We start from the raw sequence: 26990 nt of genomic DNA, 5'->3' as shown, positions 1-26990 counted from the left end.
AAGCCCTGCACAGCCGGGCATCAGGACGTGGGAACGCCTGCCTGTGCGGCGAGGCGGTCCGGGTTGGTGGTGAGCCCGTCGTAGCTGATGCTGTTCCAGAACGAACACTGGTGCCGGTCCGCGTACACCTCGGACTTCAGGGCCTGGCTGTCGTCGCCGGGCAGCAGGGACATGTACGTGCCGCTGCGGTATGACGGCCAGGCTGCCAGTCCTCCGGTCGTGGGGTTCGCGTGCTTCACGAACGCGCCCCAGTAGCGCACCATCGCCGTGGACAGCTGCTGTTGCTCCGGAGTCAGCAACTTCGATGTCTCCATGGGCCACAGGTAGCCGAGCTCGCTGGCGTGCGGGGCGCCGGAGTCGAAGCCGGCCGGAGTCGTCGCGAGGGTGGGCGGGTGCGGGTCGTCGAACTCGTAGAAGTACGTCCTGGGTTGCCGAGTGGCGAACTGAGCGGTGAGGTTCTGGTACCGGCAGCCGCCCAGTCCGTAGAAGACGCTGCTGTCGTCCCACAGCGCGCTGATGGCGTACGTGGCGGTGTACGGGCCGGCGTAGGCGCTGTAGGGGTAGTGCGCGAGCACGGCGTCCGCCGTCCGCGCACCGAACTCCAGCCTGACCGCCCGCTCGTACTGCTCCTTCGTCGCGTTCGCGAACGGCAGTGCCCACTGGCGCACCTCGTCGCGCGTGCTGCCGATGAGGAGGGGGACGTTGTGGATCCGTCCGGATCGTACGGCGACGCTCGGCGACAGGGGCAGTTCGGGAACCCCGGACACGGGAAGGGGGCCGCTCAGGATGCCGCCGGTGAATCCGCCGGCTGCGCCCAGCAGTTCGCTCGCCGGCTTGGCCCGCAGACAGGACACGACGGACGTCGCCGCGTCGGAACAGCCGGCGGCCGCGGCGTAGTCCTCGCCCTTGGCGGTGGCCTGGGCGACCGTGAGGCTCGGGCATCCGCCGCTCTGGATGATCGCACCGGCGAACAGGCCGCGCGCCGGCGGCGAGGACAGCAGAGCGCAGACGGAGTGGCCGCCGGCCGACTCACCCGCGATGGTCACGCGGCCCGCGTCCCCGCCGAAGGCGCCTATGTTGCGCTGCGTCCAGCGCAGCGCCGCCTCCTGGTCGAGCAGGCCGTAGTTGCCCGCACCCTGCCTGCTCAGTCCGGGCACGTCGAGGAAACCGAACACGCCCAGGCGGTAGTTGATGGTGACGACCACGATGTTGTTGGCCTTCGCGATCTGCGAGCCGTCGTAGAGGTCACCCGCGCCGCTGGAGAATCCCCCGCCGTGGATCCAGAACATCACCGGCAGGGGGCGGTTGGTGCGCCGTTCGGGGGTGTAGACGTTCAGAGACAGGCAGTCCTCGCTCATGCCCGGGCCGGTGCCGGTGGGCGACTGGAGGCAGCGCGAGCCGTACGCGGTGGCCGACCGCGTGCCCGACCAGGCGGAAGCGGGTGCGGGCGGCTGCCAGCGTCGGGTACCGACCGGTGGTGCGGCGTACGGGATGCCGAGGAACCGATCGACCCCCTCCGCCGTGGCTCCCCCGACCGCACCTTTGTCCGTGGAGATCGTCAAGGGGCGAGGGGCCGCGGACGAAGGTATGGCCGATACGACGGTCAGCAGGGCGAGCAGGCTCACAAGAGCCGCAAGTTCTCGTCGGACAACGGTGCGCACTGAACCTCCCGAGAGGCAGGAACGAGCGGGAAGACCACATGCTCCGTTTCGAGCGACGGGTGTGCAACGCCGCCAGTCCGCTCAACGGACCCGTGCCCTGCCGGGCCACGGGGCCGTCCTCGGCACCTCGTCAGTGGTCGAGGGCCAGGTGCAGGGCGAGGAGGTCCTTGCCGTAGTCGTTGCCGTTGGGGGTGCGGATGACGGCGTGGATGTGCCGCTGAGTCATCCCGGTATCCCATCCCGCCGCTTTTCCGATGGGCCCTAGGTCCTGGGAGTCGAGCTCGATGAGAAGGACGGGGCTGTGGACGCGGTAGTACATCGGTACGTCGTCGTCGGTGGCGCCGTGCCAGGAGAAGTGGGTCTCGTCCTTGTGCTTCTTGACCTCGGCCATCTTGACCTCGGCGTGCCCCTCGTCGACGTTCCCGACGAACAGCTCGACGATCTTCCACAGCTTCGCCAGTTGCGCGGAGTCCAGGTCGGTGGCCTTGATGCCCTCGTACGCCATGACCGCGTTGTCCGAGTACGCGCCGGCCGTCAGGTCCCGGTCGCTGGTGGCGGTCGTGGTGATCGCGACCGACTGCTGGTCCGCGCTCAGCGAGCGCACGAGGGCGTAGCCGGCGGCGAGTTCGTCCTCGAAGCTCTTCGTGCCTTCGTACTCGCTGTCGATGCCGTAGTTGGCGACGCGGGGCTCGGTCCCCATGAAGGTCGGGGTCATGACGACCTGGTCGCCGAGGACGAAGTAGTTGATCACCAGGTGGTGACCCTCGAACTGCCAGCCCCACGGCTGGGTGGTCGACGGGGTTCCCATGATGGTGAGCCAGTACAGCTCGTCGTTGAACTGGTCGGTCTCGTCGACCAACTGCCCTCCGTAGAGGTTGAGATGGCGTACCTTGTCGGCGTTCTGGAGTCCGCGGGCGCTCATGCCCGGCTTCAGGATCGCCATCGCCTTGGTCCGCTGTGCCGTGGTCATGTCCTTCAGGCTCAGGCCGGCGTCCCGGTCCCCGTCCACGTTGGTCCACAGGCGCCACTGATCCTTGGTGTAATCAGCTGCGTTGACGGGAAACGTGACGGCCTTGCGCTGCGCGGCCGTGAGGGAGGCGAGCCATGCCTCGGCGGCGGCCACGACTGCCTTCGTGCTCACGCCTGTCTTGTGGATGCTGTACAGGTCCTTGATCACGGTGCCGTTCGTGGTCACACCCACGAACTTGTCGGTGATCCCCGGGCCGCCGCCCCCACCCGGGCCTCCGGGCCCACCGCTCGGCTCACTCGACGGCGCGGCCGACGACGTAGCAGACGAAACGGATGAAGCGGACGACGAACCCGATCCGCACGCGGCGAGCATCGTGGAGAACGCGGCGGTTCCCGCCACCGCGAATGCCTGTTTCATGAACCGGCGACGCGCCACCGAGCCAGGTGAACCGGGTTCGTGGTGACGGTGTCCGTGGACATGCGGACTTCCTTGGTCGTCATGGGCGGCGTGGGGTTCGCTCACGGGTTACTCCTCTGCTGCGTGGATCGCGACTCACGCTAGGAGGGAGCCCTGTGCACGGTATGTGGGACGAACTGAGCGTTCGGTGTGAGCCGCCGGCTCGGGCACGGCGGGCGCTTGCCACGGCGGATGAGAAAACCTTTTGCCGGACTTCCCGGCGTGGCTTGAGACTGAGGGACATGCTCGGATTCGCCAGAACCGACAATGAAGCCCTCGTCTCCTGCCTGGGCGACCCTCAGCGCACGGTCGCGGCCTACCACGCACTGCTGCGGCGCGGCGAGGACGCGTTGAGTGCCATCCGTGCCGGCCTGCACCACGAGAATCCGGCAGTCCGCGAGGGCTGCTGCCGCCTTCTCGATCACCTGGTCGACACCGATTCCATGGACGAGCTCATCGCTATGGCCGACGACCCCGACGCCCGGGTCAGGGTCTCCGCCTTCCATGCCCTGGCCTGCGACCGGTGCAAGGGTGACACCTGCGCACCCGGCCCGGACCGGGTCCTCGAACCCGCACTGCGCCACTTGGCCTCCGACCCCGACCCGCACGTCCGGAGCAGGGCCGCCGAACTCGTTGGCAAGTTCGCCCACACCGATGCCCGCGCCGTCACCGCCCTGGAGGCATCCCACACCCAGGATCCGAGCCCGGCCGTCCGCAAGAAGGCGGGCTGGTACACACACGGCGGGACCATCTACGAACGGACCGTCCCACGGGTCTCCAAATAGGCACGACAGCCCCTACTCGCGCTCTCAGCTTGGGAAGCGCCGGCGCACGCTATGGGCACGCCGTCCGATCGGAGTCGCCGGGAGCCCCTCTCAGTGGCTGACGAGTTGACCGGGGTTCGACGTGGGGGCCGAGTCAGTGGAGCCGGCGCTGTGTCAGGGGCGGGGGAAGCCCTCGGCATCGAGGCGGAAGACGAGCTCGGCCTCGTCGCGCTTGGTGGTGTGCAGCTGCCAGTAGAGGGGCGTGATCTGCTCGGGCTTGGCCGCCTCGACGCCGGGGATGACGGAGACGCCGATCGACGAGTCGATGCCGACGTGGGCGGCTTGGACGCCGGTGCCGTCCAGCTCCTTGTGCAGGTTCATCGCCCAGTTGCGCAGCGCCGCGGCGGCGGCGTTGACGTTGGAGACCCGCGGGTCGGGCCAGATCGAGCCGGCGCCGGTGGTGTAGAGCAGGGTGCCCGCGCCGGCCTCCCGCATCGCCGGCAGCACCGCCTTGGTGGCGGAGATGGCTCCGTAGAGCTGGAAGTTCATCTCGAACTCCACATGAGACGGTTCGGTCTCGGCCGGAGCGGTCAGCGTGGTGACACCGAACGTCCCCACCGGGGAGTACTCCAGGACATCGATCCCGCCGAACCGTGCGGCGGCGTCCTTGAGCGCCTGGGTGAGCGCGTCGCGGTCGAGCACGTCCGCGGGGAACGCGGCGGCGGTGACGCCCTCGGCAGCGAGCTTGCCGACAAGACCGTCGAGCTTCTCGCGGTTACGGGAGATCAGGGCGACGTCGAAGCCCTGGGAGCCGAAGGTACGGGCGATGGCCAGGCCCATCTGAGGGCCGGCTCCGACGATGGCGATGCTGGTCACAGCGATCCTTTCGTAAAACCTCGTTGGGGGATATCGGTGTGTCGGGCGTTGGTGGGAGCGCCTTGCCGCCGGTGCAGGCACCGGGCGCCTCAAGGCCTCCAATTTGGATAGGGCTATCCGTTTCCTAACCGGATAGTCCTATCCGGTTCGCCGTGGCAACCGTACCACCGAAAATGGATAGGGCAATCCGATTGCTAGACTCGCCGGCATGAACCCTGGCGCCCAGCCCACCGGCGACTCCGCCACCCCGCCTCTGCGCAGTGACGCCGAGCGCAACCGGGGGAGGATCATCGCCGCCGGGCGCACGGTGTTCGGGCGTGACGGCCTGAACGCCTCCATGGCATCCGTGGCCCGCGAGGCAGGAGTGGGGATCGCCACCATCCTCCGCCACTTCCCCACGAAGGAGGACCTGGTCGCCGCCGTCTTCCTCGACCGCATGGATGCCTACGCCGACGCGGTCGCCGTCGCCCTCGACGACCCCGACCCCTGGCACGGTTTCACCGGCTACATCGAGACCGCCTGCGCGATGCAGGCCGCCGACTACGGCTTCGCCGACGTCCTGACCACGACCTTCCCCACCGCCAAGGCCCTGGAGCAGCGCCGCAACGAGGCGTACGAGGCCATGGTGCGGCTCATCGACCGCGCCAAGGCCACAGGCCGCCTGCGCGAGGACTTCGACCCCTCGGACCTGGTGTTGATCCACATGGCCAACGCCGGCGTCGTCAACGCCTGCGGCGATGCCGCTCCCGACGCCTGGCGACGCGTCGTCGCCCTGATGATCCAGTCCCTCGAGACCCCTGCCCGCGGCCCCCTGCCCGCCTCGCCCGAGCACGACGCCCTCTACAAGGCCATGCTCCGCGCCGGCCCGGCAGGCGGCACCGCACCGAAGCCGGGGAAGAAAAGCTGAGCCCTACTGGGCGCGGACGCGGAATTGGATGGTGACGCGGTCGGTGGCCGGCATGGCCATGCAGCAGGGCTCTCACAAGTCGCCCTCTCCCCAAGCGACTTCTGCGCCCCAGGGCCCTGGACAACAACAAACCCCAGGCCACTGACCTGGGGTTTCAATCTGGAGCGGGAGACGAGAATCGCCGATGTCGCCGCCTGGGCAACGCGCCGAAAGTGTTATGTACATCAATCCAGTACATGGACTACGCTTGGTACATGTCCATGAAGCGCACGAACGTCTACGCCGACCCCGAAGACCTGGCGATCATCAAGGAGGCGGCCAAGCGGCGGGGCATAAGCGAGGCCGAGATCATCCGACAGGGGATCCATCTCGCGGCCATGGCGAACCGGGTCTGGGACGAGCCGCTTTTCTCGCGGACGTTCGAGGGGTCGGGGCGTACGCCGTCCAAGGCTGAGGTCCGTGACGCGGTCGCCGATGCGGTCCGCCGCGAGACGGACTCCGGAACCGCTGCGTGATCATTGTCATCGCGGACACGTCCGGCCTCCTGGCCGCTCTCGACTCGACGCACCCGGAGCACGGGGCGGCGAACGAGGCGATCATGACGGCCGGTCTCCTGATCATGTCCCCGCTCCTGCTGGCGGAACTCGATCACGTGGCCACGCGCGAGCTGGGACGCGCAGCCGCCGTCAGCGCGGTCGACGACCTGCGGCGTTGGATGAGCCGGGGCCGGGTCGTCATGCCAGAGATTACGGAAGACCACCTGGGCGCCGCTCAGTCCGTCCGGTTCCGCTACGGCACTCTCGACCTGGACCTCGCCGACGCGGTGAACGTGGCGCTTGCGGCCGACTACGACACCGATGCGATCCTCACCTTCGACCGAAGGGACTTCCGGGCCGTACGACCATTGGGCCGCCACAAGGCGTTCCGGGTACTCCCGGACGACCTTCCGCTCTGACGCGGGATCCTCGGCGGCCAAGCGCCTGCTCCCGCAAGGACGTTGCGCCTCCTCTTGTCGAGATGCGCGATGAGCGGTATGCGTCCGGCGTCGTTCGGGACGGACAGGCTGAGTGCTCTGGCCACGCGAACTTGCTCATGGTTGACGTGAAGTCGCAGGTCAGTGCCGTGCTGCAACGTGAGCGGGCTGCACCCGCAAGGCACTCGTGCCCTCCGCGTGCCCCATCTTCGAGCGCGACCCGCACCAGAAAATGCATGCCACGAGCCTTGGGGCCTCAGGGAGGGGCGAACCGCTGCCATCAGGCGGCTCGCCCCTCAAGAATTGTTCCGTTACGCCACGACGGGCTCGGGTTCAGCAGCGTTGAGTGTCAACCGGCCGGCCCGGTGCAGCCCGTACAGGGACCCGGCGCAGGCCAGGCCGAGGACGAGCAGCGCCAGCCACGGCAGCGCGGACATGCCTGCCGCCCGGGCAGCGTCGAGGGCCGCTCCGGTGAGCAGGTTGCCCAGTGTGATACCGACGCCGCAGATGGTGTTGTAGAGCCCGTAATGGGTGGCGACGAGACGGTCACCGGAGAGCCGGACGATCGTGTCCATCTCGAAGGGGTACGCGATCATCGTGCCCAGGGCCAGCATCAGCGCGGCCAGCGTCGGCGGAACGGCGGCGAGCAGCCGGCGTCCGATCCCCTCGTCGGGCACGGGCACAGCCGTCGCCGCGAGGAGCGGCACGAACGCCAGCCCCATGGTCAACAGCCCCCAGGCCAGGGCCTGTCCTGGCTCCAACCGCGCCGTGCACCACGCCGTCACCCGGGTCTGGCCGAAGATGGTGGCGAGACCGGACGCGGCGAAGAGGAGCGCGACGGCCGCAGTTCCGAACTCCCCCTCGCCGCCCAGTCGTCGTACCTCCAGCGGCAGCGCCAGGTAGACCTGGAAGGACAGGACGTACGAGCCGATCATGGCCGTGGAGAAGAGCAGGAAGGCGCGGTTGCGCAGGATCCCGCCCCACTGGGACAGCACCCGCTCCCGGCCGCCGGCCTTCGTGCGCGCCGCGTCGTCCGCCCGGCGAGCCGGCAACGACCGGATCTGCACAACGCTCAGCAGCGCGAAGATCGCCGCCGAGACCAGGCAGGTGATCCGGAAGTCGACGCCGGTCAGCAGCATGCCCACCAGCGGGCCGAGCAGGATCCCGGCCTGGTAGAAGACGTTGAACAGCGCGAACGCCTCGACTCGGCGCTTGCCCGTGTCGGCCGCGAGGTAGGCGCGGACGGCCGGGTTGAACAAGGCCCCCGCGAAACCGGTCGCCGCCGAGGCCGCGAGCAGCGCCGGGACCGAGTCGACCAGGCCGAGCGTGGCGAAGCCGACGGTCCGCAGCACGCAACCGGCGACAATCAGGGGCTTGTAGCCGAGCCGGTCGGCGAGGGTGCCGCCGATGAGGAACATGCCCTGCTGGCTGAAGTTCCGTACGCCCAGGACGAGCCCGACCAGCCAGCCGGCCAGCCCGAGGGTTCCGGACAGGTGGGCGGCCAGGTAGGGCATCAGCATGTAGAAGCCGAGGTTGATGGTGAACTGGTTCACCATGAGCAGCTGGACGCTTCGGTCGTAGGTGCGGACCTGCGTGAGTGTCGTCTTCACAGCGCCCCGCCTTCGGCACCGGCCGTCTCGGCAGGCAGGGAGAGCGGGTCGCCGACGGTCGCGCAGCGGGTCCAGCGGATGACCTCCTTTTCGTCGGGGCGTCCGATGACCTCCGGTTCGGGTGCCGGGGGTGCCGCCAGCAGCCCGCGCTCGGCGCAGTATTGGTCGTCGTAGATGGTCTCCAGATATCGCTGGGGTCCGTCGGGGAAGATCGCCGCGATGCGGGTGGGCGGCGGGGCCGTACGAGCGAGCCAGCCGGCCACGAGCGCGACCGCTCCGACGCTCCAGCCGCCCGTGGCGTAGTGCGAGGCGGCCAACTGCCGGCAGGCCCAGACGGATTCGGCGGGCGCCACCCAGTGCACCTCGCTGAAGTTCTCGTACGCGACGTTGCGCGGGTAGATGCTGGAGCCGAGGCCGCGCATGAGGCGGGGCCGGGCGGGCTGGCCGAAGATGGTCGAGCCGACGGTGTCCACGCCCACCAGCCGCATCCCGGGGTACAGCTGGCGCAGGACGCGTGAGATGCCCGCGGAGTGCCCGCCGGTGCCGACGCTGCAGACGAGTGTGTCGATGTGGCCCATCTGCGAGGCGAGTTCGAGGGCGAGCGGGGTGTAGGCGGTGACGTTGTCGGGGTTGTTGTACTGGTCGGGGCACCAGGCTCCGCGCTGCTGCTCCAGCAGTTCGGCGACGCGGTCGCGGCGGGCCTGCTGCCAGCCGCCCGTGGGGTGCGGTTCGGACACCATGTCGACGGTGGCGCCGTAGGCGGTGAGGAGTCGGGTCATGGATGATTCCAGGCCCGGGTCGGTGACGAGGGTGACGGGGTGGCCGTAGACCATCCCGGCGAGGGCGAGGCCGAGGCCCAGGGTGCCGCTGGTCGACTCGATGATCGGGCGTTCCGGCTGCAAGTCCCCCCGGGTCCGGGCCCGTTCGACCATGTGCAGTCCGGGGCGGTCCTTGATGCCGCCGGGGTTGAAGCCCTCCAGCTTGGCCCAGAAGCCACGGTCGGCCGGTGTGAAGGGCTGGGAGACCTGCAATACGGGGGTGTTGCCGACGAGCCCCTGGAGGGTGGAGCCGGCGGGGATGGAATCACTCGTGGTCAGAGAGTGCATCTGTGTTCGCTCTCATTCGGTGTGGACGCGTGCGGATGCTCATCTCGCGCTCCGTCAGAAGGGCGCGGTGCGCGGCAGGTCGGCCGGGGCCGACCGCCGGGGCGGCGTCTATGTGCGCCACCGGCAGATGGCGATGAGAGCGGGCCGGCCGCCGCTCGGCGGCCGTCTTCGCGACGCCTTGGTAGAGACACGCGTGAGGTTGTCTGCCGTGTCCGCCGGCGACACGGCGGCGAGGGCGGGCGGCAGAACGCGAGCGGTCGCCGGCGCGAACGCGGCAGGTCCAGGACCGGGACCATGACAGCGGTCCGGGGACTCGGCGGCTTCGAGGGTTTCCTTCTCGAAGCTCGCCTCCGGTAACGGGACGTCACTCGACGCGGCGGCCGAGCGACCGTACGACTGCTCCGAGGCATGGAGTTGGTCGCCGACGCACGGCGGCACCAGGAGCAACAGAATGCAGAGCGCGGTGCGCACGAGTCCGTTCTTTCGAATCTTTCGAAGCGAACCCGTTCTTGGGGCAGGAACACGAGATGTGGCAGGGGAATGCGGCACAGGTCCTCCGCGCGGCGGCCGCCCTCGCCGGAAGACTCACGGCACGGGGCAGCGATCAGTGGGGGGTGGTGGAGAGCCGTCGACCACCCGGCGCCGCACTGTGGGCGACGCGCAGGAGGTCAGACGCCGATGAACCGACCGACCGGAGAGTGGGCACGACTGTGGCTTCTGGCCGAGTCGGTGCATCCCCGGGAAGTGTCGACCGGTTCGTGAGGGCGCTGACCTAGATGCGAAGAACCGCAGTTTCTGCCGCATGGTGCGCTGTCGGCACCGCGAAGTCCCGTGCCACGGAGGGACAAGCATGCGCTGGGACGACAAGGCAGTTGTCCGTGACCGAACTCAACGGCCACAGGCTGGGCATCCCCACGTCAGGCCCCTGCGGAGGCTGTCCCAGCGTGCATTCCCCTCCGGCGGGGTGCTTCCCATGACCACCGTGATGGTCTTCCGAAGAATCGCTCGCCGTCAGAACCCGCGTGGCACTTGCAACCTTCTCCGGCTCGGCAGTTGACTCGATGAGAACGTCGGACACCGGGGCGGCTTCCGCGGAAGTGAGGTGACTCACCGTCGCATCAGGGCTGACCGCATGCGTATACAGCAGGCCGAAGAGGAGCAGGCCCAGTCCCAGCACACGCCACAGAGCCGCTGATGAGCGGCTCCGCTGTACGCCAGACGGAGACCAGGCCGTAATCACGCCGTGATCCTAGCCTGACTCGGAAGGCACCTGTACTTCGAACCATGCGAACACCGCGTGAACAAGCCACGTGGGCACGGGCCCGCCGCCCGGCAGGGCCAACCGCCGTGATGGGCCGGGCACTTCATCGGCTGCAAACAGTCCGCCAGGCGTCCCGACGGCACAAGAACGGTGGACCGACGGGATCTCGTCCTGTCGGCCCACCGCCTTGACGGTATGTCAGCTCTTGCCGAGCATCTTGTTCATCTGCCCGATCTCGGCGGTCTGGGCCGTGATCACGTCGTCCGCGAGCTTCGTGGCGGGACCGTACTTGCCGTCAGCCTTCTCGGTCCTGGCCATCTCGATGGCGCCCTCGTGGTGTTCGACCATCATCTCGAGGAACATCGTGTCGAACTCGGCGCCGGATGCCTTGTCCAGCTTGTCCATGTCCTCGCTGCTCATCATGCCGGGCATGGAGGACGACATGTCGTGGTCCATCCCGGGCATGGCGGACGACATGTCCTCGGGGACTTCCTCGCCCCACGAGGTGAGCCAGCCGGACATCGTCTTGATCTCCGGGTCCTGCGCAGCCTTGATCTTCGTGGCGAGGTCCTTGACCTCCTGCGAGGAGGCACGGCTGTCCGCGAGGTCGGCCATCTCGACGGCCTGACGGTGGTGCTGGATCATCTCCGTGGCGAAGGCGACGTCCGCGCCGTTGTGGGTGCCGGCCTCGGCCGAAGCGGAAGCGGAAGCGGTCGCGGTCGGGCTGGAGTCGGACTCCATGGACCCCATGTCGTGACCGCCGCTGTCGCTGCCACAGGCGGCGAGGACGAGGGCGGCGACTCCCGCGGTGGCGGCGAGGGCGGTACGGCGGATGAGCTTGCGGTGTGCAGGCATGGTTGAGCTCCTGGGACTGGATCTGTGAGGGGGCATGCCGATGCGCGGCGTCGCGCCTGTTCGGGCGTGCGTCGACGCGCGGGCTGCTCTATATCCGCAGGAGTTGGAGTTCGGAGAGTGAAGGCGGGGCTCTGCCGCCGTCGGGACCACAGCCGGACGGAGAAGTGCGCAGCTGCGTGGGCGCTGCCCAGGCCGCCACGTCGGGCAGCATCATGGGAACGACAGTGGGCGATCCGTTCGCGGACGCGGAGGCGCACGTCGCATCCGCGTGGTCCGTGTGGCCCTCGCAGCCGCCGTCGCCGTGATCGCAGGTGCCCGGCATGGACGCCACGACACGCATGTCCTCGACCGCCGCCATACGCTCGTGACCGGGGGCGGCCGCGACTGGCGGAACCGGCCCGAGGCCGTGCATACCGAGCAGCCCCAGCAGCAGGGCGCACACGAGCAGCCCGGAGAACCGCACCGTCGAGTGCGGTCGAGCGAGCTGTCCGAGGCGAGCCACGGCCTCATCGTAGGGGCGGGTCATTGATCCCTTGCATCTCGGGCGTCGCCGGAGTGGGCACATGACACGATACCCGCCCGGGGTATCCACGGCGCAACGTGGACGACGTAATCGCCGAAGCCGGGTACGAGCTGCCCGGCCAGGTGTAGCCGTCCGCCAACGCCCCCAAGGGCCTGACAGACCCCCGTCTACTATGGCTTTGCGTACTGGGCGGCGAAGGGAAGTCAGGGCCATGCGACGGCTGGGGGATCTCGAGGCGGAGATCATGGACCGCCTCTGGAGGTGGAAGCGTCCGGCGACGGTGCGTGAGGTCGTCGACGACATCAACAAGATCCGCCCCGTCGCGTACACCACGGTGATGACCGTCACCAACATCCTGTACACGAAGGGCTGGCTGCTGCGTGGCAAGCAGGGCCGAGCCTGGCTCTACACCCCGGTCCGCAGCCGCGAGGCGTACGCCGCCGCACTCATGGAGGACGGTTTGGAAGCCAGCCAGGACCGCTCGGCCGCACTGGTCCACTTCGTCGAGAACATGTCCGAGGAAGAGGTCGCCGCCCTGCGCAAGGCCCTGCGGAACGTAGGACGACAGGCGAAGTCGTGAACGCGGCCCCCGTCCTGGTCGGCTACACGGCAGCGGTGGGATTCGTCGCGCCCCACGTCATGCTGCGCAGCAGCTGGCCGCACCGGGCCCCCGCCCTCGCGGCAGCGGTGTGGCACGCCCTGGCGGTGTCGTTCTCGATCGGGGCCGCGCTCACCGCGTACAACCTGGCCATGCCGGCCGAGCACCTGCACGCAGGACTCGTGGGTCTCCTGCACTCCTGCGGCCTGGGTACGAGCGCAGGTCACCCCGACCCGGACACGGCGGACCGGCTCGCTCTCGGCGTGCCCGCCGTCATCGGAATCGCCCTGCTCGCCAGCTTCTCCTTCCATGTCGTACGAGCCCGCCGGGCCCGGGAGCGGCACCGGGAGGCGGTGGACCTGGTGGGCCGTCACTCGGACCGGCTGTGCGCCACTGTCATGCCCTACGACGTACCCGCCGTGTACTGCCTGCCCGGCCGCCGCCCCCGGATCGTGATCAGTGACGCGACCGTGCGCCATCTGACATCGGAGCAGCTCGGCGCCGTGCTGGAACACGAGCAGGCTCACATCGCGGGCCGACACCACCTGGTTCTCGCCGCCGTGGAGGCATTCCGCTCGGTGTTCCGGTGGCTGCCACTGGCCCGGCACGCCCGGGAGCAGACGGCGCTGCTGTTGGAGATGATCGCGGACGACCGCGCACTGCGCAGCCACTCCCACGAGGTACTGGCCACGGCCATGTGCGAGATGGCGGCGGCTCGCGCGCCCAAGGGCGCATTCGCTGCGGGCGGGCACACGGTCCTGATCCGCCTGAAGCGAGTACTCGGCCCGCGCAAGGCTCCTCATCCCGCCCTGTGGGGCTCTGTCGCCGCCGCGGCCGCGGCCGTACCGCTGCTGCCGCTGCTGGTCGCCTGCCCGCCCCCTCTCGGCTGACCAGGTTTCGCGTGGGACGGATGTGACTCGGACTCGCTTGCGATCCGAACTACGAAGCTACTAAGTTCTAACGCGTTTGCATGGTCGATGCCTGGGCACCCCCAGACGTCGGCTCGACGGCCTGAGCCCGTCGCTTGTCCACAGACGCCCGCAGAGGAGCCACTCCACGATGGGAACGCACCGTCGGCCGAAGCCGCCCAGCCGTGCCCGGATAGCCACCCTCGGCATGGCCGCCGGTGCCGTCAGCCTCTTGCCGACGCAGAGCCAGGCCGCTCCCAAGCCCACGGTGGACGAGGTGCGCAAGCAGGTGGAGAAGCTCTACGAGGAGGCAGAGGCTCCCACCGAGGAGTACAACGAAGTCCGCGAGGAGGAGAAGAAGCTCCAGGGCGAAGTGGACAGCGCACAGGACCGGCTGGCTCGCAAACAGCAGGAGATCGACGAACTGCGCGCCAAAATAGGCCCGTTGGCGGCAGCGCAGTACCGCAGCGGCGCCGTCGACGAGAGCGTGCAGCTCTTCCTGGCCGGCGACCCGGACGACTACCTCGACAAGGCCGAGATGCTCGGCCGTACGAGCGACCGGCAGGCCGACGCCCTGCGGGCGCTGGAGAGCAAGCAGCGCGAGCTCGCGCAGGAACGCGCGACCGCCACCCAGCGGCTGAAGGACCTTGAGGAGGCGCGCACCAAGGCCGGCGAGAAGAAGGACGAGGTCCAGGGCAAGCTCAGAGAGGCCCGCAAGCTCCTCAACAGCCTCACCGCCCAGCAGCGCGCCAAGATGGAGGCCGACCAGGAGCGTGCGGACGCCGCCTCGGGCAGCAGCGACGCGCCGGCCGGCTACAACGGTCCGGCCGGCGGTCGCGCCAGAACCGCCGTCGAGTTCGCGTACGCCCAGCTCGGCAAGCCCTACGAGTGGGGTTCCACCGGCCCCAACTCCTACGACTGCTCAGGACTGGTGGGCGCGGCCTGGGGCTCGGCGGGCGTCTCACTGCCCCGCACCGTCAAGCAGATGTACGACGCCGGCCGCAGGGTGGCCAGGTCGGACCTTCAGCCCGGCGACATCATCTACTGGTACAACGACAACCAGCACAACGGGATGTACGTCGGCGACGGCAAGGCCATCCACGCGCCGCGCACCGGAAAGAACATCGAGATCGTCCCCCTCGACAGCATGCCGTTCTTCGCCGCGAGCAGGCCCTGAGCACCAACACCCGTACCGCCCAAGGAAGTTCTGTGACTGCACGCCCGGCCACCCGCACCCTCTTCGCCGCGACGGGCACCGCTCTCGCTTCACTCGCCCTCACCGCCTGTGGAAGCGGGGCCTCCAACACGGGCGCCGCCTCGGATGAGTCCACGCCGCTGGCCCATGTGCATGGTCTGGGCGTCGACCCGGCCGACGAGCGCGTGTACGTCGCGACCCACAACGGCGTCCACACGGTCACCAAGGGCGAGGAGCCGAAGCTCGTCGGCGAAAGCAAGGACGACTTCATGGGCTTCACCGTGACCGGCGACAACACCTTCGTCGCCGGCGGACACGGCGCCCCGGGCAGCGACCGTCCGGGCAACGTCGGCCTCATCGAAACCACGGACGCGGGCCGCACTTGGACGTCCCGGTCACTTTCGGGAGAAGCCGACTTCCATTCCCTGGACTCGGCCAAGGGCATCGTCTACGGATACGAGGGCGGCCGCATCCGGGTCAGCAGCGACCTCAAGAGCTGGGACGACCGGGCGAGGCTGGAGGCCCTCGACCTCGCGGTGAGCCCCAACGGCGACAGGCTGCTGGCCACGACCGCGGAGGGCGTCGTCAACAGCACCGACGGCGGGCGCACCTTCGCCAAGGGGGCCGAGCCGGTGCAGGCGTTGCTGTCCTGGCCCTCGGAGAAGTCCCTGTTCGGCATCGACCCGTCCGGGAAGCTGAGCCGCAGCGAGGACGGCGGCACAACCTGGAAGCAGCTCGCGGCCGTGCCCGGCGGACAGCCCCAGGCTCTGACGGCCGTCAATTCCGACCACATCCTCGCCGCGACGCAGACGGGCGTGTACGAGTCCCGCGACGGCGGCAAGACCTTCACGGAACTCGCGCCGCTCGCGTCGTGACACCGCCGACGGGCGGCGGATCAACGACCCTTGCCCCCAGCACCTGCACGAGCAGCGCCAACTCCGCGGTACCGATTGCGCAGACCTTCGCGCTCAGGGCACAGCTGCCTGCTCAGGCCGGCATGTGCGAATCGAGGAAGGCTCTGAGGGCCGGAGCGAGTGCCTGCCCGAGGTCCTCGGCAGTCTCCACCGTGTCGAACGGGGCCGCAGGCGCGAGTTCGCCGTGGGGCAGGACCTGGACGGCGGCCGCGGCGATTTCGCCGGGATGCCGCGCGTCGGCGCCCGGCACGATCAAGGTCGGGACGGTGACGGCCTTCAGGTCGTCGACACTGCGGAACGCGCGGTCACGACCGATGGCGCACGCGGCGACGATGCTCGCGGGATCGGCGCGGTCAATGGCCTCGCGTACGAGGTTCCCAATGACGGGGGCCAGGGACGGCAGTAGATCACTCCACGCGGCGCTGAGCCCGCTGGACCGTACGCGGGCGGCGAACCGCTCCAGCATCTCGGCCTCGGCCTGCTTGGCCTCGTCGTCCTCGATGTCCTCCAGGCTGATCGCCAGTGCCGCGCGTACCCGCTCGGGGTGGGCCGAGGCGGCGCGCAATGCGATGGTGCCGCCCAGACCGGTGCCGCCGACAGCGGCCCCAGACAGTCCGAGGTGGTCCATCAGCGCAAGGACATCGTCTGCGTATCGGGACCACGTGTGGAGGGCCGGATCGACACAGACCGACCGGCCATACCCTCGCACGTCCGGCAGCACGATTCGGTAGCGGTCGGCCAGCAGACGTGCCAGGGGCAGAAGGCTGCGATGATCCGGTCCGCCGCCGTGCAGCAGGAACACCGCTGGACCCGCTCCAACGCTCACTGCATATAGGGGGCACCCATCGCTGCCCCGGTAGGTGATGTCCATCGTGTCGCCTCCCCGCAGGCCAGGACTGAGTCGTCTGAACAGGCCACCGACCATACCCGGCGGGGGTACCTCACCGGGGGGCTGAAGGAACAGCACGTACCACAGAGGGTTCGTCCTGCATCAGCTGACCGAGAGCCCAGCCACCCGATCTCCCGGCCGGCGGTTGGACCCTCATTCCGACATGATCGCCGGAGGACAGGCTCGCCGCGGCTGCGGCGCGCGGTCACCGAGGAGGAATCCGGTCACGCGGAGGACGGCCACAGCCACTGATGCCGGGAGCGAGCGCGACGCTTCGACTTCCTTCTCAACTGCCGTACGACGCCCAACTCTCCCTGCGTCATCGGGGTCGCGCACAAGCCGGAGGGTTGAAGAGACTCAGCCTCACTGCATGACCGGCTTCACTCGGCGTGCGGCCGTCCACTCCTCCGCCCAAGGGATCAAGAGGCCGATCAGGTCGGCACAGCGCGGAATCCCACCGGCAGTCTGAACGCTCTCCAGCCCCCAAACGTACTAAGGGCACTAGCAGTTAGAGCCCACGCTGCGCCCCCAGGTGCCCCGTACGGCGAGGCGGAGTCGGCAGCGCAGGCCCGCCGTGTCCGGACGACCGGGAAGGTGAACATGGGAACCATGGCGCTCAGTTGGGCCATCGCGCTGGTCGCCGCCCTGGTGGCCGCCGTCAGCGCGGTCCGGGTGGTGACCACGCGCGGTGAGGCCCGATTCGCGGCGGGCGGCGACCTGCTGATGGGCCTGAGCATGGCCGCCATGGCGCTGCCGGCGACGGTCGGCTGGTACGCGGGCTACGGCATGTGGTGGGCGGTGGCATTCGGTGTTCTGGGGCTCGGGGGTGTCGCGGTGGCGGTCAGGCACACGCGCGAGGGCGGGTGGAAGCGCGGCCGTCACTGGGTCCACCTCATCGTCGGCAGCGCGGGCATGGTGATCATGACGCTCGCCATGACGAGCACGTCGTCCGGACCGGTCCTCGCGCTGGGCGGCGGACATTCCATGGCGCACATGCCAGGCCTGGAGAACACGGCGAGCACCACGGACACGCACCACACGGGCGGCATGGACATGCACGGGATGGGTGCCACGCACGGGATGGACATGCAGGGCATGACGCATACCGCAGCCGACACGGCTTCCTCTGCGGGCTCCGCCTCCGTGTGGCGGTTCGTCATCGCGGCGCTCGCCGTCTACTTCCTGCTGTCCATCGGGGCGTCCGTGTGGGCGAGGGCACGCGGTACCGGCAGGGGCGGCCGCACCGCCGGCTCCGGATTCGGCCTGGGCCGCTGGCTGCTCGCCATGCCGGACACCGTATTCGTCTTCCTGGCGTCTTTGACGGTCTCGATATGGGACAGGGCGAGGACGGCGGAGCGGCGCGGTCACGGCCGACGCCGCAAGCTCGGGGCCGCGCCGGACGCGGCGCTCGCGGCGCACATCGGCATGGGCGGGACCATGTCCGCGATGCTGCTGATGATGGCCGCGTGACCGTCGAGCCCGACCGAGCAGCAGGGCGGCGCCTGAGCGCACCAGCGGGGAGCAGGTGCTTCGCATTCGGCGTCCGGAATGGAGACAACCCCCGCTGACCTGTACGTAGTCGGCCAACGCCGCGAGAGCGATCAGCCCGTCTCGCAGCGGGTGGACGATCAACCCTGTGGCCGGTCGCGCCTCATCCCCGGTCTCAGCGGCGGGACCGTCCCGGATTCTCACCAGGGTTCCTGCTCGCCGTCGCCTCAATGTGCAGTTGTCGTCGCAGGCCGCGACACCTACTAAGCAAGTTGGTGAGACGTGAGCCGACTGCACGGACCCGTGTGGGCGGCACCACAGGCGAATGTAATACCCCCAGGGGGTATAGTGTCGACATCCGGTGAGGGACCCGAAGCAACACCTGTCCCGGATGACGACCCACGCACCCACATCCAGAGGAAGAAGCCAATGACCACCGAGACGAACTCCGGCTCCTGCTGCGGCTCCTGCGGCTCCGGCACCACGGTCGACGTCCAGGGCGTCGGCGTCACCACCGTCTACAAGGTGTCCGGCATGACCTGCGGCCACTGCGAGGGCGCGGTCTCGCAGGAGATATCCGCGCTGGCCGGCGTCACCGCGGTCACGGCCGTCGCCAAGACCGGCGAGGTGACCGTCACTTCCGCCTCCCCGCTCGACGAGGAGGCCGTCCGCGCCGCCGTGGACGAGGCCGGGTACGAGCTCGTCGGCCGGGCCTGATCAGCCCGCCGGGGCTCCTGGCCCCAGCAACGCGAATCCCTCCCCGCGCCGGGACGTATCGCTCCGCTGATACGGACGCCGTACGTCCCGGCCTCCCCCTGGAGATACGCACATGCCCAGCACGGCTCCCGAGACGATGGCCGCCGGCACGGCGCCCACGCCCGCCCAGGAGGTCGAACTCTCCATCGGCGGCATGACCTGCGCCTCGTGCGCGGCCGGCATCGAGGTCACCGACCTGATCGCCACCGTCGACAAGACCGGCACGGTCACCACGGGCCGCATGCAACTCCAGGACGTCTTCACCGCACCCGGCGTGGACGAGCGCGAACTGCTACGGCTGGCGGGCGCGTTGGAGCACGCCTCCGAGCACCCGATCGCCCAGGCCATCGCGGCAGGCGCCGCCGAGCGAAGCGAGATGGGGTCCCCCCGGCCGAAGTCCCCCCAGCCTTCGGCCGGGGGGACCCCAGGGGGAGGGCCGGAAGCCTGCCGGTGCCGGAGAACTTCGAGGATCTCGCCGGCCTCGGCGTCCAGGGTGTCGTCGACGGTCACGCCGTACTCGTCGGGCACGAGAAGCTCCTCACGGAGTGGATCATCGAGCTGCCCCGCGAGCCGGCCGAGGCGAAGGCCGCGCCCCCGACAGCGGTTCGGTGCCCTCCAGGCGGAGTACATGGCCCGTGTCCCATCGGCCGACCGCAAGGATTGGATGCCTGGCTGAATACCCCTGGGGGGTATAAAGTTCGGAAGTGTGGATGACCCGGGAACGGGCCACACCGGATGAGAATGGGGAAGAGGTCATGGACCACAGCGCTCACCACACCGGACCCGCTCACGACCACGCCACGCACGAGGGTCACGCCGAGCACGGCGAACACGCGGGGGCAACGTGGGGAACGGCCGTGAAGGCGACGCTGCACTGCCTGACCGGCTGTGCCATAGGCGAGATCCTCGGCATGGTCATCGGCACCGCCCTGCTCTGGGGCAACGTGCCCACCATGGTCCTGGCGATCGCGCTGGCGTTCCTCTTCGGCTACTCCTTCACGCTGTTCGCCGTGCGCCGGGCCGGTTTGGACCTCAAGACCGCCATCAAGGTCGCACTCGCCGCCGACACCGTCTCCATCGCCGTCATGGAGCTGGTCGACAACGCCATCATCGCCCTCACCCCGGACGCGATGGACGCCCACCTGTCCGACGGTCTGTTCTGGTCCGCTCTGCTCGGCGGCTTCGCGGTCGCCTTCCTGATCACCACTCCGGTCAACAAGTGGATGATCGGCCGCGGCAAGGGCCACGCGGTCGTCCACGCCTACCACTGACCATCAGTCGGACTGGCTCCAACGCGCCTGGGGCGCCCCGAGACCATGGGGCGCCCCAGGCGCGTTCGTGGCACGCCGTGTGAATGATCGTGGCTTCAGCGGCCTTCCCGGCAGCCGTACGCCATGGCCGGTGCTCAGGCGGTAGCGGGTGCCGGTCCGACCAGCTCTGACAGGACGTCCTCCATGATCACGAAGCCGAGGAGCGCGCCCGCCTCGCCGGTCACCGCAGCCAGGTGGCTGTCTGGAGCGGCGTATGGGGTTACACGACACCGGGACAGTGCTGTTCGGCTCGTACGAGGAGGCCGAGCGGCACGCTGGTGAGGGTCGGGTGCGTCCCCCGTTCCCGCGCCGGATGAGGGCACACGACGGAATGCGCCGGACCAGGGTGGGCGAAAGCCACCGATGGGTGGTGAGGGCTACGGCGCTGAGTTGGGCCGCGGGTGTGCTTGGCATTCCGGCTGCTTCTGGCTCTTGGTGCATTGCTCTGCCGGCGTTGGTGGCGTGGGCGCTGCTGAGTTGGTGGTGTGCAACCGTCATGCTTCCGTTTGTCCGTCGACGTCGTATCGTCCGTCGGCGCCGAACCAGCCCGCTCACGTCGGATGGCCGTTGCACGGCAACCGGGGACGGGGGCGAGGCTCTGCGAGACGAGGAAGTGGTGGTCCATCGGCGCCGGCGCAGTCACGCGTTGCTGGCGGCGCTGGCGACCAGCGGAGCGCTCTTCGCGGTCACAGCTTGGGTGACCTGGATTGCTGATCCCACTGCCGCTCTACGCCTGCACCTGCTCCTGGCAGGCGCGGTGTTCGTCACGGGCGCACCCGACGCCTGGCCCGCGCGGGTAGCCGGAGACCGTTTCTGGTGGCGGTGTTCGTTGCTCTGTTGCCAGTGGTTGTTCCGGCAATGGGCGGGCTCAGCCCTGTGCTCTTCACGTTCTATGGTGCCGCGTTCCACGTCCGCGCCGAGGAGATGGACGTTGCGGAAGTGTGGCAGTTCCTGGCCTCGATGTACGTGTTGGGGATCTCGGTGGCGCTGACCCTGTTCTTTCTGGCCTGCTGGGGCTATGCGGAGCCCCTGTTCCGCCACCGTACGCTGCGCCTGCTCCTTCCGATCGCCGCCTTGACCGGGGTCATGGCACTCACTTTGGCATGGGCACTGACCGTACTGGACGGCGCCGGCGCGGCCGGAGACGAGGTGGTAGAGCAATGACGATCGGGCCGAGTACCAGATCACTACTACGGTGCCAATCCTCAACCAGTCTGTGTCACTCCGATCGGCTCCGTGGACGAACTGCCGCTGTACGGGCACCGATTGGACCCCGAGCACGTGTACGGCACGTTCGGCGTGGTCGGCGGTAAGGTGACACTGTGGGACCCCGAATCGGGCGACACCTTCGCCGTTCCCTCCGATGCGGTACAGGTGCTCTCTGCAGGGCAGGGCGAACCAGGCGCCGCGATTCCCCGCAGTTGTCGTTCCTGAGCGGATGACGATCTCGGTGAAGCCGAGCTCCATGTGCTTGCCAGTAGTGTGGTGCCCCGTGCGCAGCGCGGACCTGCGCGTCCGCCAGCTGACGGACGCAGCGAGGCGTGCAGGGCCACCGCCCGTTGCGTACTTGGGCACGGAGGTCAGGGCGTGATTGCAAGCGTTCGTAGGGCTGCCGCCGAGGCGACCAGGCCCTGCCGCTCCAGCCTAGCGATCACATCGTCCACTGTGCCAGGCGGTTTTCGCCAGCTGTCCGCGATTCTCTGCACCGCGCCGTAGACGACCTGCGGGGACAGATCGATCTGTGCCTCCAGGAAGGCGTCCGGATGCACAGCTTCGACGTCCCAGGGAGTCAGGGCATCGGTTGGGAAGTCCTTCAGGTTGAAGGTGACGATGGCCTGTGCTTTGGCCCGGATCGCCGCGGCCAGGACATGCCGGTCGTCCGGATCTGGCAGCTTCACGGCATCGATCAGTGGTTCGTGTCCCCTGACCAGGCAGTCCCGGATTGCAGCGTTCATCAGTGCGCGGACGCGGTCGAGCTTCTCGGGCGGGATGTCCGGGCGGTTCTTGAGGATGTTACGGAACGTCTCGTCGAGGATCTGATCGGTCCACTTGGCTTGGACGAGGCCGCTCTGCGCGACTCGGATGAGGACGTCGCGCAGAGTGCTGGGGTAGAGGACGTTGGCGTCGTAGATGGCGACGAAAGCCATGCGCTAGTCCATTCCCATTTCCTGGCCGAGCTGGGTGAGCTCGTCGGCGGCTTCGCGGCGACGCTGGTCGTCCTTGCGCTTGTACTCCAGGAGCGAGGACGCGGTGATCCGCCGGTGTGTGCCAACGGTTCGGTACTCGATTTCTCCGACGTCGAGGAGCCCGATCAGGAATGGCCGCGACACGTTGAGCATGTCCGCTGCCTGCTGTGTGGTGAGCTCGGCGTCGGACGGGACGACTGAGACGGCGCGGCCGGCCCCCAGGTGGGCCAGCATGCCGGCGAGCAGTTCCACGGCCTCGCGGGGTAGGGCGAGGGGTTCGCACTCTCCGTCCTCGACCGTCACGGTGATCTCTGCGAGGTCTTGGTGTGCCGCCAGGTAGCTGCGGACCTGTGCGAGCGCGTGAGCAGCAGCCGCGGCCTTCTCAGGTGGCAGCTTCACGGGCCGGGTGTCTGTCTTGGTCATGGTGCGCCCCTGTCGGTGCGGGAGGCAGACGTCGAGTCTGCGTATACGCATTATCCGAAACAATCGAAGTAAACGCAACAAGTGAAACATAGTGATGGTTCGGGGTGTCGAGCCTGCGGTACTCCGAACATCCGGCCCTCTTCGTCAAGGGAACGGCAAGCTGATGGCTTTGACTCGTGCCTTGCCAGGGCCCTTGCGTCAAAAGGTCTGCCAGGTCGTGCAGTTGAGGAGACGGTAGGTGGCGGCCAAATGTGCCGACGGGGACCCCTTGCCCTCCGCGTGCCCTATCTCGAGCCGCGTCGGGGGCGCGAGGGGCGCCAAAATGCCTGGACAACAACTAAGCCCCAGGCCACTGACCTGGGACTTCAAAAAGAGCGGGTGACGAGAATCGAACTCGCGCTCTCAGCTTGGGAAGCGACGGCGCTTGCGGAGCGAAGTGTCTTCTGAGCTGGGCTTATGTGCTCTGGCGTAGGGCCTGAGGGGGCAGGATCGCACCGCTGTTGACCGTGGTCGACCGTTCTTACGGGCACACCGTGGGCACGACGTAGGGGCAAGCCGAAAAACCGGGGCAGGGTACTGGCAGGGGCGCTGGCGACCCCGTGTTTCACCGTCGAGCGGGGTAGGCCGTTGCCATCGCGCAGGTGAGCCGGATCCGAGGCCGTGACGGCGGCCGAGCCCGTCAGGTCAGCGGATGCTCAACGCCAGGCAGAAGTCCACGCGGTCACGAAGGGTGGCGAGGCTGTGCCCGGTGAGCTGCTCGACGCGCTGGAGGCGGTAGCGCAGCGTGTTGACGTGCACATGGAGCTGTTCCGCGCAGCGCTGCCAGGAACCGGAGGCGTCGAGGAAGGCGGTGAGCGTGCCGACGAGGTCGCTGTGGTGCTCGGCGTCGTACCGCTCCAGGACGCCGATGAGCCGCTCGCGGTAGAGCGCGCGGACGTCGTCCGGCACCGAGGCGAGCAGCAGCAGGTGCGAGGAGAGGTCCTCGACGGTGGCGGTGCGCACGGTGCCGGTTTTGAGGCGGGCGATGCCGTGGGCGTGTCGTGCCTCGTCGAGAGAGCGGCGCAGTCCTGCCGCTCCGGCGGCGGGCCCCGACGTACCCATCGCGGCCCAGCCGTGCGCGAGGAGCGGGGCGAGCCGTCGGGCGACCTCCTCCAGGCGGGCGGAGACGCGGCTGTCGTCGTCGGCCGGGACCAGCATCAGGTAGCCGTCGCCCTCGGCGACGGGCGCGGAGCAGCCGGGGAGCTGGTCGAAGACGTCGTCGAGGATGACGGCGGCGAGCTCCGCGCCGTACGGGTGTCCAGTGGTCGTGACGTACACGCTGGTCAGTGGCGTGTCCGGGGGGAGGCCGAGACTGCGCAGCCGGCTCTCGGCCGCGCTGCCGCGGCCCTCCCGCAGCAGGTCGACGGTCTCTCGCAGGAAGCGCTCCTCGATGCGCCGGCGCTCCTGCCGGGACACCCGGTCCAGCGCGAGCAGCGCGCAGACCTCGGCGGCGGCGTCCGCGACGCCGGGCGCCCAGTCGCGGTAGTCACCAGAGGCGGCGAGGTATCCCGCGGGCGGGCGGCGGGCGATGGGCGACTGCACAGGGAACAAGGTGAGGTGCCCGCCCCCGGGCAGGGGTTGGACGCAGGGGAAGGCCCTCGCGGCGAGGGCCTCGCGGTGCGTACGTTCGAGGTGGTGGTCCGACACCTCGGGCACCGCGCCCGCGACAGGGCTGCCCGTGGCGGACAGTACGGCGCACCACACCCCGGTGGACCGGGCCAGGACCTCGACGAGTCCCTCCGGCCCGGCGCCCGACGCCATGCTGGCGACCAGGCCGCGGTGCAGGCCGGCTCCCGGTGACCGGCCGACGGGCCCGGCGAGCGCGGCCAGCACGGTCTCGGTGAGGGCCGCGTACGACACGTCGTCGCCGACGGTGAACAGCGGCAGGGCGTGCTGCTCGCACGCCTCGGCGAGCGACACGGGCAATACGCCGACGGCCGCCGACCCGGCGACGAGCGCGGCGGCGCCCGATCCGGCGAGCGCGGCGACGAACACCTCGGCGTCCCGAGGCTGCCGGTACCAGGTGGTGGAGGTGAGGACGAGCTCACCGCCGTCGATGTAGCGCCCGGGGTCGGGCAGGTCGGTGGTGTAGACGCCGCGTACCCGGCGGTCGCGGGGGTCGCCGGGCACGACAGGCAGCAGGCCGAGGCCGGGGATGTCGAGCAGTTCGGTCAGCAGCACCGGGCGTCCTCCCTCCGCACGTGTTACGGGCACGTACCTCGGCGGGCCCGGGGTTTGGAGAGTAGTACAGGCCGCCAGGCGTTCCGCCGGCCGTCGTCTGTAGATCCGTGCCAGTCCGCGCCCCGTGCCGCCGGGGGTTCACTGAGGGCTCGTCGCGGAGCCGGCCGATGCCCGTCCGTACCGGCCGGCTCCGCGCGTACCACCGCCCGAGCCGCATGCCCCGCGCCCTGGACGTCCCCGTGCCCGATGCCCATCGCGCTTCCGTCGCCCTGAGGAGACCCCGTGCATGCCAATCCCCACCCCGCGCCATCCCCCTCGCCCACCACCACCCTCGGCATCGAACGGGCGGGCGTCGAACCCGTACCCCTCGACCGCCGCCACGGCCGCCCGTGGTCGCTGTTCACCCTGTGGTTCGGCGCGAACGTGCAGTTCGCGACCCTCAGCGTGGGCGCCCTGTCGACATCGGTGTTCGGCCTCGACCTGCTCCCGGCGATCCTCGCCGTCACACTCGGCACGCTGCTCAGTTCGGCCCTGGTGGGCCTGTTCTCCACCCGCGGGCCGCTGACCGGAGTGCTCCAACTCATCCAGGTCCGGGGCCCGTTCGGCCGCCTGGGGACCCTGCCGTCGGCCGCGTTCACCGTCGTCAACGGCGTCGGCTGGTGCGTGGTCGACACCCTCCTCGGCGTCTTCATCCTGCGTGAACTGACCGCCCTGGGCTTCGGTCCGGCGCTGCTGGTCATGGCGGCCGCGCAACTGGCGGTCGCCGTCCTCGGCTACCGGATGATCCACGCCGTGGAGCGCGGTCTCGCCGTCCTCCTGGTCGCCGTGTTCGCGGTGGTGTCGGTGTACGGCTTCGGCGACGCCCGGGCCGCCGCCCCGGTCGAACCGTTCGCGGGCAGCACCACCGCCTTCCTGCTGGCCGTCGCGGTCACCTCGGCCCGGGTGCTGGGCTGGTCGGCGTACGCCTCCGACTACAGCCGCTACCTGCCTCCCTCGGCCGGTCCGAAGCGGGTCTTCCTCGCGGCGGGCGGCGGCAGCGCGGTGGCCGGGGTGTGGATCGGCGCCCTCGGCGCCGCGCTCGGCACCCTCGGCACCCTGGCCGACCCCAGCTCGATGGTGAGCGGTCTGCTCCCGGACGCCCTCGGCATGGTCGTCCTTGTCTCCCTCCTCCTCTCCACCCTCGCCTCGACCGTCATCGACCTGTACTCGGGCGCGATGGCCGCACTGGTCGCCGGGTTCAGGATCCCGCGCTGGGTCTCGGTCCTGGTGGTCGGCGGCCTCGGCACGGCACTGTCCTGGTACGCCGGGCACGGCGACTTCGCCCAGCACCTCCAGGACTTCCTCCTGATGACCGGCTACTGGCTGGCGCCCTGGGCCGCGGTGATCGTCACGGCGTACTGGTGGCGGGAGCGCGGCACGTACGACATCACACCGCTGTACGACACCGGCCACCGCTTCGGCTGGGGGCTCCCGGCGGTGCTGCTCGCGCTGGTCGCCGAGGTCCCCTTCATGAACCAGTCGCTGTACACGGGCCCGCTCGCCGAGGCCCACCCGGTGTTCGGCCCGCTCGGCCAGTTCGTCGGCTTCGCGGTCGCGGGCACGGCCTACGCCGCGTTGTCCACCCGGAAAACCCATCGCCACACACCAGTTGAGGAGACCTCATGCCCGACGACGACACGTTCCTGATCGCGTCCATCGACCGCGCCGAACGCTCCCGCCACGAAGGCAACCACCCGTTCGGCGCGGTGCTGGTCCTCTACGGCACGGTCGTACTCGAAGCCGGCAACACCGTGGTGACGGACCAGGACTCCACCGGCCACGCCGAGACCAACCTCGTACGGCTCGCAACCCGCACGTACGCCCGCGACGAACTCGCCGCGGCGACCCTCTACACCAGCACCGAACCCTGCGCCATGTGCGCGGGCGCCGTCTACTGGAGCGGTATCGGGCGGGTCGTCTACGCCCTCGGCGAGGACGAACTCCTCGCTCTGACCGGGGCGAACGACGAGAACCCCACCATGGCGCTGCCCTGCCGAGAGGTGTTCGCGGCGGGCCAGCGGCCCATCGAGGTCTCCGGCCCCCACCTGCGCGAACGCGCCGTCGCCGTCCACGACGGCTTCTGGAACTGAACCCCTGCAAGG

Annotated in this window: 26 protein-coding genes and 1 pseudogene; 16 read left to right on the top strand and 11 right to left on the bottom strand. The window is 69.4% G+C overall.

Going from position 1 to position 26990, the window contains the following annotated elements; all coding sequences use genetic code 11:
- Nucleotides 1-20: 20 nt before the first annotated feature.
- Together KCH87_RS07855 and KCH87_RS07850 are read right to left on the bottom strand one after the other, a co-directional pair.
- Nucleotides 21-1562 carry a carboxylesterase/lipase family protein gene (locus tag KCH87_RS07855; RefSeq protein WP_210585179.1) on the bottom strand — a complete coding sequence of 514 codons (1542 nt, stop codon included), beginning with the start codon at nt 1560-1562 and terminating at the stop codon, nt 21-23.
- Nucleotides 1563-1791: 229 nt separating this feature from the next.
- Complete coding sequence (locus KCH87_RS07850; protein WP_210585178.1) at nt 1792-3153, bottom strand: DUF3500 domain-containing protein; 1362 nt, start codon at nt 3151-3153, stop codon at nt 1792-1794.
- 176 nt (nt 3154-3329) lie between these two features.
- Here KCH87_RS07850 and KCH87_RS07845 point away from each other — a divergent pair, with 176 nt between their 5' ends.
- On the top strand, nt 3330-3872 hold the full coding sequence (locus KCH87_RS07845) for a HEAT repeat domain-containing protein (RefSeq protein WP_210585177.1): 543 nt from the start codon (nt 3330-3332) through the stop codon (nt 3870-3872).
- Between the two features lie 153 nt (nt 3873-4025).
- Here the strand turns inward: KCH87_RS07845 and KCH87_RS07840 are convergent, their stop codons facing one another.
- Nucleotides 4026-4727, bottom strand: a complete 702-nt coding sequence (locus tag KCH87_RS07840) for an SDR family oxidoreductase (RefSeq protein ID WP_210585176.1) — start codon at nt 4725-4727, stop codon at nt 4026-4028.
- Between the two features lie 208 nt (nt 4728-4935).
- Here KCH87_RS07840 and KCH87_RS07835 point away from each other — a divergent pair, with 208 nt between their 5' ends.
- The 3 genes from KCH87_RS07835 to KCH87_RS07825 all read left to right on the top strand — a co-directional run bounded on the left by KCH87_RS07835 (nt 4936) and on the right by KCH87_RS07825 (nt 6589).
- Nucleotides 4936-5634: a TetR/AcrR family transcriptional regulator gene (locus KCH87_RS07835; protein ID WP_210585175.1), complete on the top strand. Its 699-nt coding sequence runs from the start codon at nt 4936-4938 to the stop codon at nt 5632-5634.
- Nucleotides 5635-5888: 254 nt separating this feature from the next.
- Nucleotides 5889-6149 (top strand): CopG family transcriptional regulator, encoded by a 261-nt coding sequence (locus KCH87_RS07830; protein WP_210585174.1) that lies wholly within the window; start codon nt 5889-5891, stop codon nt 6147-6149.
- Entirely contained in the window at nt 6146-6589 is a 444-nt protein-coding gene (locus KCH87_RS07825) for a PIN domain-containing protein (RefSeq protein ID WP_210585173.1), read from the top strand. Before KCH87_RS07830 ends, KCH87_RS07825 begins: the two co-directional genes overlap by 4 nt.
- Before the next feature lie 329 nt (nt 6590-6918).
- Here the strand turns inward: KCH87_RS07825 and KCH87_RS07820 are convergent, their stop codons facing one another.
- The 4 genes from KCH87_RS07820 to KCH87_RS07805 form a co-directional block, all read right to left on the bottom strand.
- Nucleotides 6919-8217 (bottom strand): MFS transporter, encoded by a 1299-nt coding sequence (locus KCH87_RS07820; RefSeq protein WP_210585172.1) that lies wholly within the window; start codon nt 8215-8217, stop codon nt 6919-6921.
- Nucleotides 8214-9323, bottom strand: coding sequence for a PLP-dependent cysteine synthase family protein (locus KCH87_RS07815; RefSeq protein WP_210585171.1), 1110 nt, complete (start codon nt 9321-9323; stop codon nt 8214-8216). The genes KCH87_RS07820 and KCH87_RS07815 overlap by 4 nt, the downstream gene beginning before the upstream one ends.
- Nucleotides 9324-10782: 1459 nt before the next feature.
- Entirely contained in the window at nt 10783-11439 is a 657-nt protein-coding gene (locus KCH87_RS07810) for a DUF305 domain-containing protein (protein WP_210585170.1), read from the bottom strand.
- Between the two features lie 88 nt (nt 11440-11527).
- Complete coding sequence (locus KCH87_RS07805; protein WP_308298774.1) at nt 11528-11941, bottom strand: DUF6153 family protein; 414 nt, start codon at nt 11939-11941, stop codon at nt 11528-11530.
- Between the two features lie 232 nt (nt 11942-12173).
- Between KCH87_RS07805 and KCH87_RS07800 the strand changes: the two genes are divergently transcribed.
- The 4 genes from KCH87_RS07800 (at nt 12174) to KCH87_RS07785 (ending at nt 15538) form a co-directional block, all read left to right on the top strand.
- Complete coding sequence (locus tag KCH87_RS07800; RefSeq protein WP_210585169.1) at nt 12174-12542, top strand: BlaI/MecI/CopY family transcriptional regulator; 369 nt, start codon at nt 12174-12176, stop codon at nt 12540-12542.
- Nucleotides 12539-13450 (top strand): M56 family metallopeptidase, encoded by a 912-nt coding sequence (locus KCH87_RS07795; protein WP_210585168.1) that lies wholly within the window; start codon nt 12539-12541, stop codon nt 13448-13450. The genes KCH87_RS07800 and KCH87_RS07795 overlap by 4 nt, the downstream gene beginning before the upstream one ends.
- A gap of 169 nt (nt 13451-13619) precedes the next feature.
- Nucleotides 13620-14645 (top strand): C40 family peptidase, encoded by a 1026-nt coding sequence (locus KCH87_RS07790; RefSeq protein ID WP_210585167.1) that lies wholly within the window; start codon nt 13620-13622, stop codon nt 14643-14645.
- A gap of 32 nt (nt 14646-14677) precedes the next feature.
- Complete coding sequence (locus KCH87_RS07785) at nt 14678-15538, top strand: F510_1955 family glycosylhydrolase (RefSeq protein ID WP_210585166.1); 861 nt, start codon at nt 14678-14680, stop codon at nt 15536-15538.
- Between the two features lie 112 nt (nt 15539-15650).
- Here the strand turns inward: KCH87_RS07785 and KCH87_RS07780 are convergent, their stop codons facing one another.
- Nucleotides 15651-16448, bottom strand: a complete 798-nt coding sequence (locus tag KCH87_RS07780) for an alpha/beta fold hydrolase (protein WP_210585165.1) — start codon at nt 16446-16448, stop codon at nt 15651-15653.
- Between the two features lie 627 nt (nt 16449-17075).
- Between KCH87_RS07780 and KCH87_RS07775 the strand changes: the two genes are divergently transcribed.
- The 6 genes and pseudogenes from KCH87_RS07775 (at nt 17076) to KCH87_RS07750 (ending at nt 21454) form a co-directional block, all read left to right on the top strand.
- A complete protein-coding gene (locus KCH87_RS07775; protein ID WP_247195876.1) occupies nt 17076-17936 on the top strand; it encodes a DUF5134 domain-containing protein in 861 nt (286 codons plus the stop codon).
- A 447-nt stretch (nt 17937-18383) separates the two neighbouring features.
- The gene (locus KCH87_RS07770) at nt 18384-18671 is read left to right on the top strand and encodes a heavy-metal-associated domain-containing protein (protein ID WP_210585163.1); all 288 of its coding nucleotides are present in this window, start codon (nt 18384-18386) and stop codon (nt 18669-18671) included.
- Between the two features lie 220 nt (nt 18672-18891).
- Nucleotides 18892-19316 (top strand): annotated as a pseudogene (locus tag KCH87_RS07765) (heavy metal translocating P-type ATPase); the annotation flags it as partial.
- Between the two features lie 149 nt (nt 19317-19465).
- The gene (locus KCH87_RS07760) at nt 19466-19981 is read left to right on the top strand and encodes a DUF4396 domain-containing protein (RefSeq protein ID WP_210585162.1); all 516 of its coding nucleotides are present in this window, start codon (nt 19466-19468) and stop codon (nt 19979-19981) included.
- 855 nt (nt 19982-20836) lie between these two features.
- Nucleotides 20837-21184, top strand: coding sequence for a hypothetical protein (locus tag KCH87_RS07755; RefSeq protein WP_210585161.1), 348 nt, complete (start codon nt 20837-20839; stop codon nt 21182-21184).
- Between the two features lie 72 nt (nt 21185-21256).
- A complete protein-coding gene (locus tag KCH87_RS07750; protein WP_210585160.1) occupies nt 21257-21454 on the top strand; it encodes a hypothetical protein in 198 nt (65 codons plus the stop codon).
- A gap of 146 nt (nt 21455-21600) precedes the next feature.
- On the opposite strand, the gene KCH87_RS07745 is transcribed toward KCH87_RS07750, so the two are convergent.
- The 3 genes from KCH87_RS07745 to KCH87_RS07735 all read right to left on the bottom strand — a co-directional run bounded on the left by KCH87_RS07745 (nt 21601) and on the right by KCH87_RS07735 (nt 24849).
- On the bottom strand, nt 21601-22167 hold the full coding sequence (locus KCH87_RS07745) for a PIN domain-containing protein (RefSeq protein ID WP_210585159.1): 567 nt from the start codon (nt 22165-22167) through the stop codon (nt 21601-21603).
- Nucleotides 22168-22170: 3 nt separating this feature from the next.
- Nucleotides 22171-22629, bottom strand: a complete 459-nt coding sequence (locus KCH87_RS07740; RefSeq protein WP_210585158.1) for a helix-turn-helix domain-containing protein — start codon at nt 22627-22629, stop codon at nt 22171-22173.
- A gap of 684 nt (nt 22630-23313) precedes the next feature.
- Entirely contained in the window at nt 23314-24849 is a 1536-nt protein-coding gene (locus KCH87_RS07735; protein ID WP_210585157.1) for a PucR family transcriptional regulator ligand-binding domain-containing protein, read from the bottom strand.
- A gap of 282 nt (nt 24850-25131) precedes the next feature.
- On the opposite strand from KCH87_RS07735, the gene KCH87_RS07730 reads away from it, so the two are divergent.
- Nucleotides 25132-26535: a cytosine permease gene (locus KCH87_RS07730; RefSeq protein WP_210585156.1), complete on the top strand. Its 1404-nt coding sequence runs from the start codon at nt 25132-25134 to the stop codon at nt 26533-26535.
- Nucleotides 26511-26978: a nucleoside deaminase gene (locus KCH87_RS07725; protein WP_210585155.1), complete on the top strand. Its 468-nt coding sequence runs from the start codon at nt 26511-26513 to the stop codon at nt 26976-26978. The genes KCH87_RS07730 and KCH87_RS07725 overlap by 25 nt, the downstream gene beginning before the upstream one ends.
- Nucleotides 26979-26990 lie beyond the last annotated feature (12 nt).

This window comes from Streptomyces sp. GESEQ-35, assembly GCF_017948485.1.
Taxonomy (GTDB): Bacteria; Actinomycetota; Actinomycetes; order Streptomycetales; family Streptomycetaceae; genus Streptomyces.
This window is presented reverse-complemented; position numbering and strand designations above follow the sequence as displayed.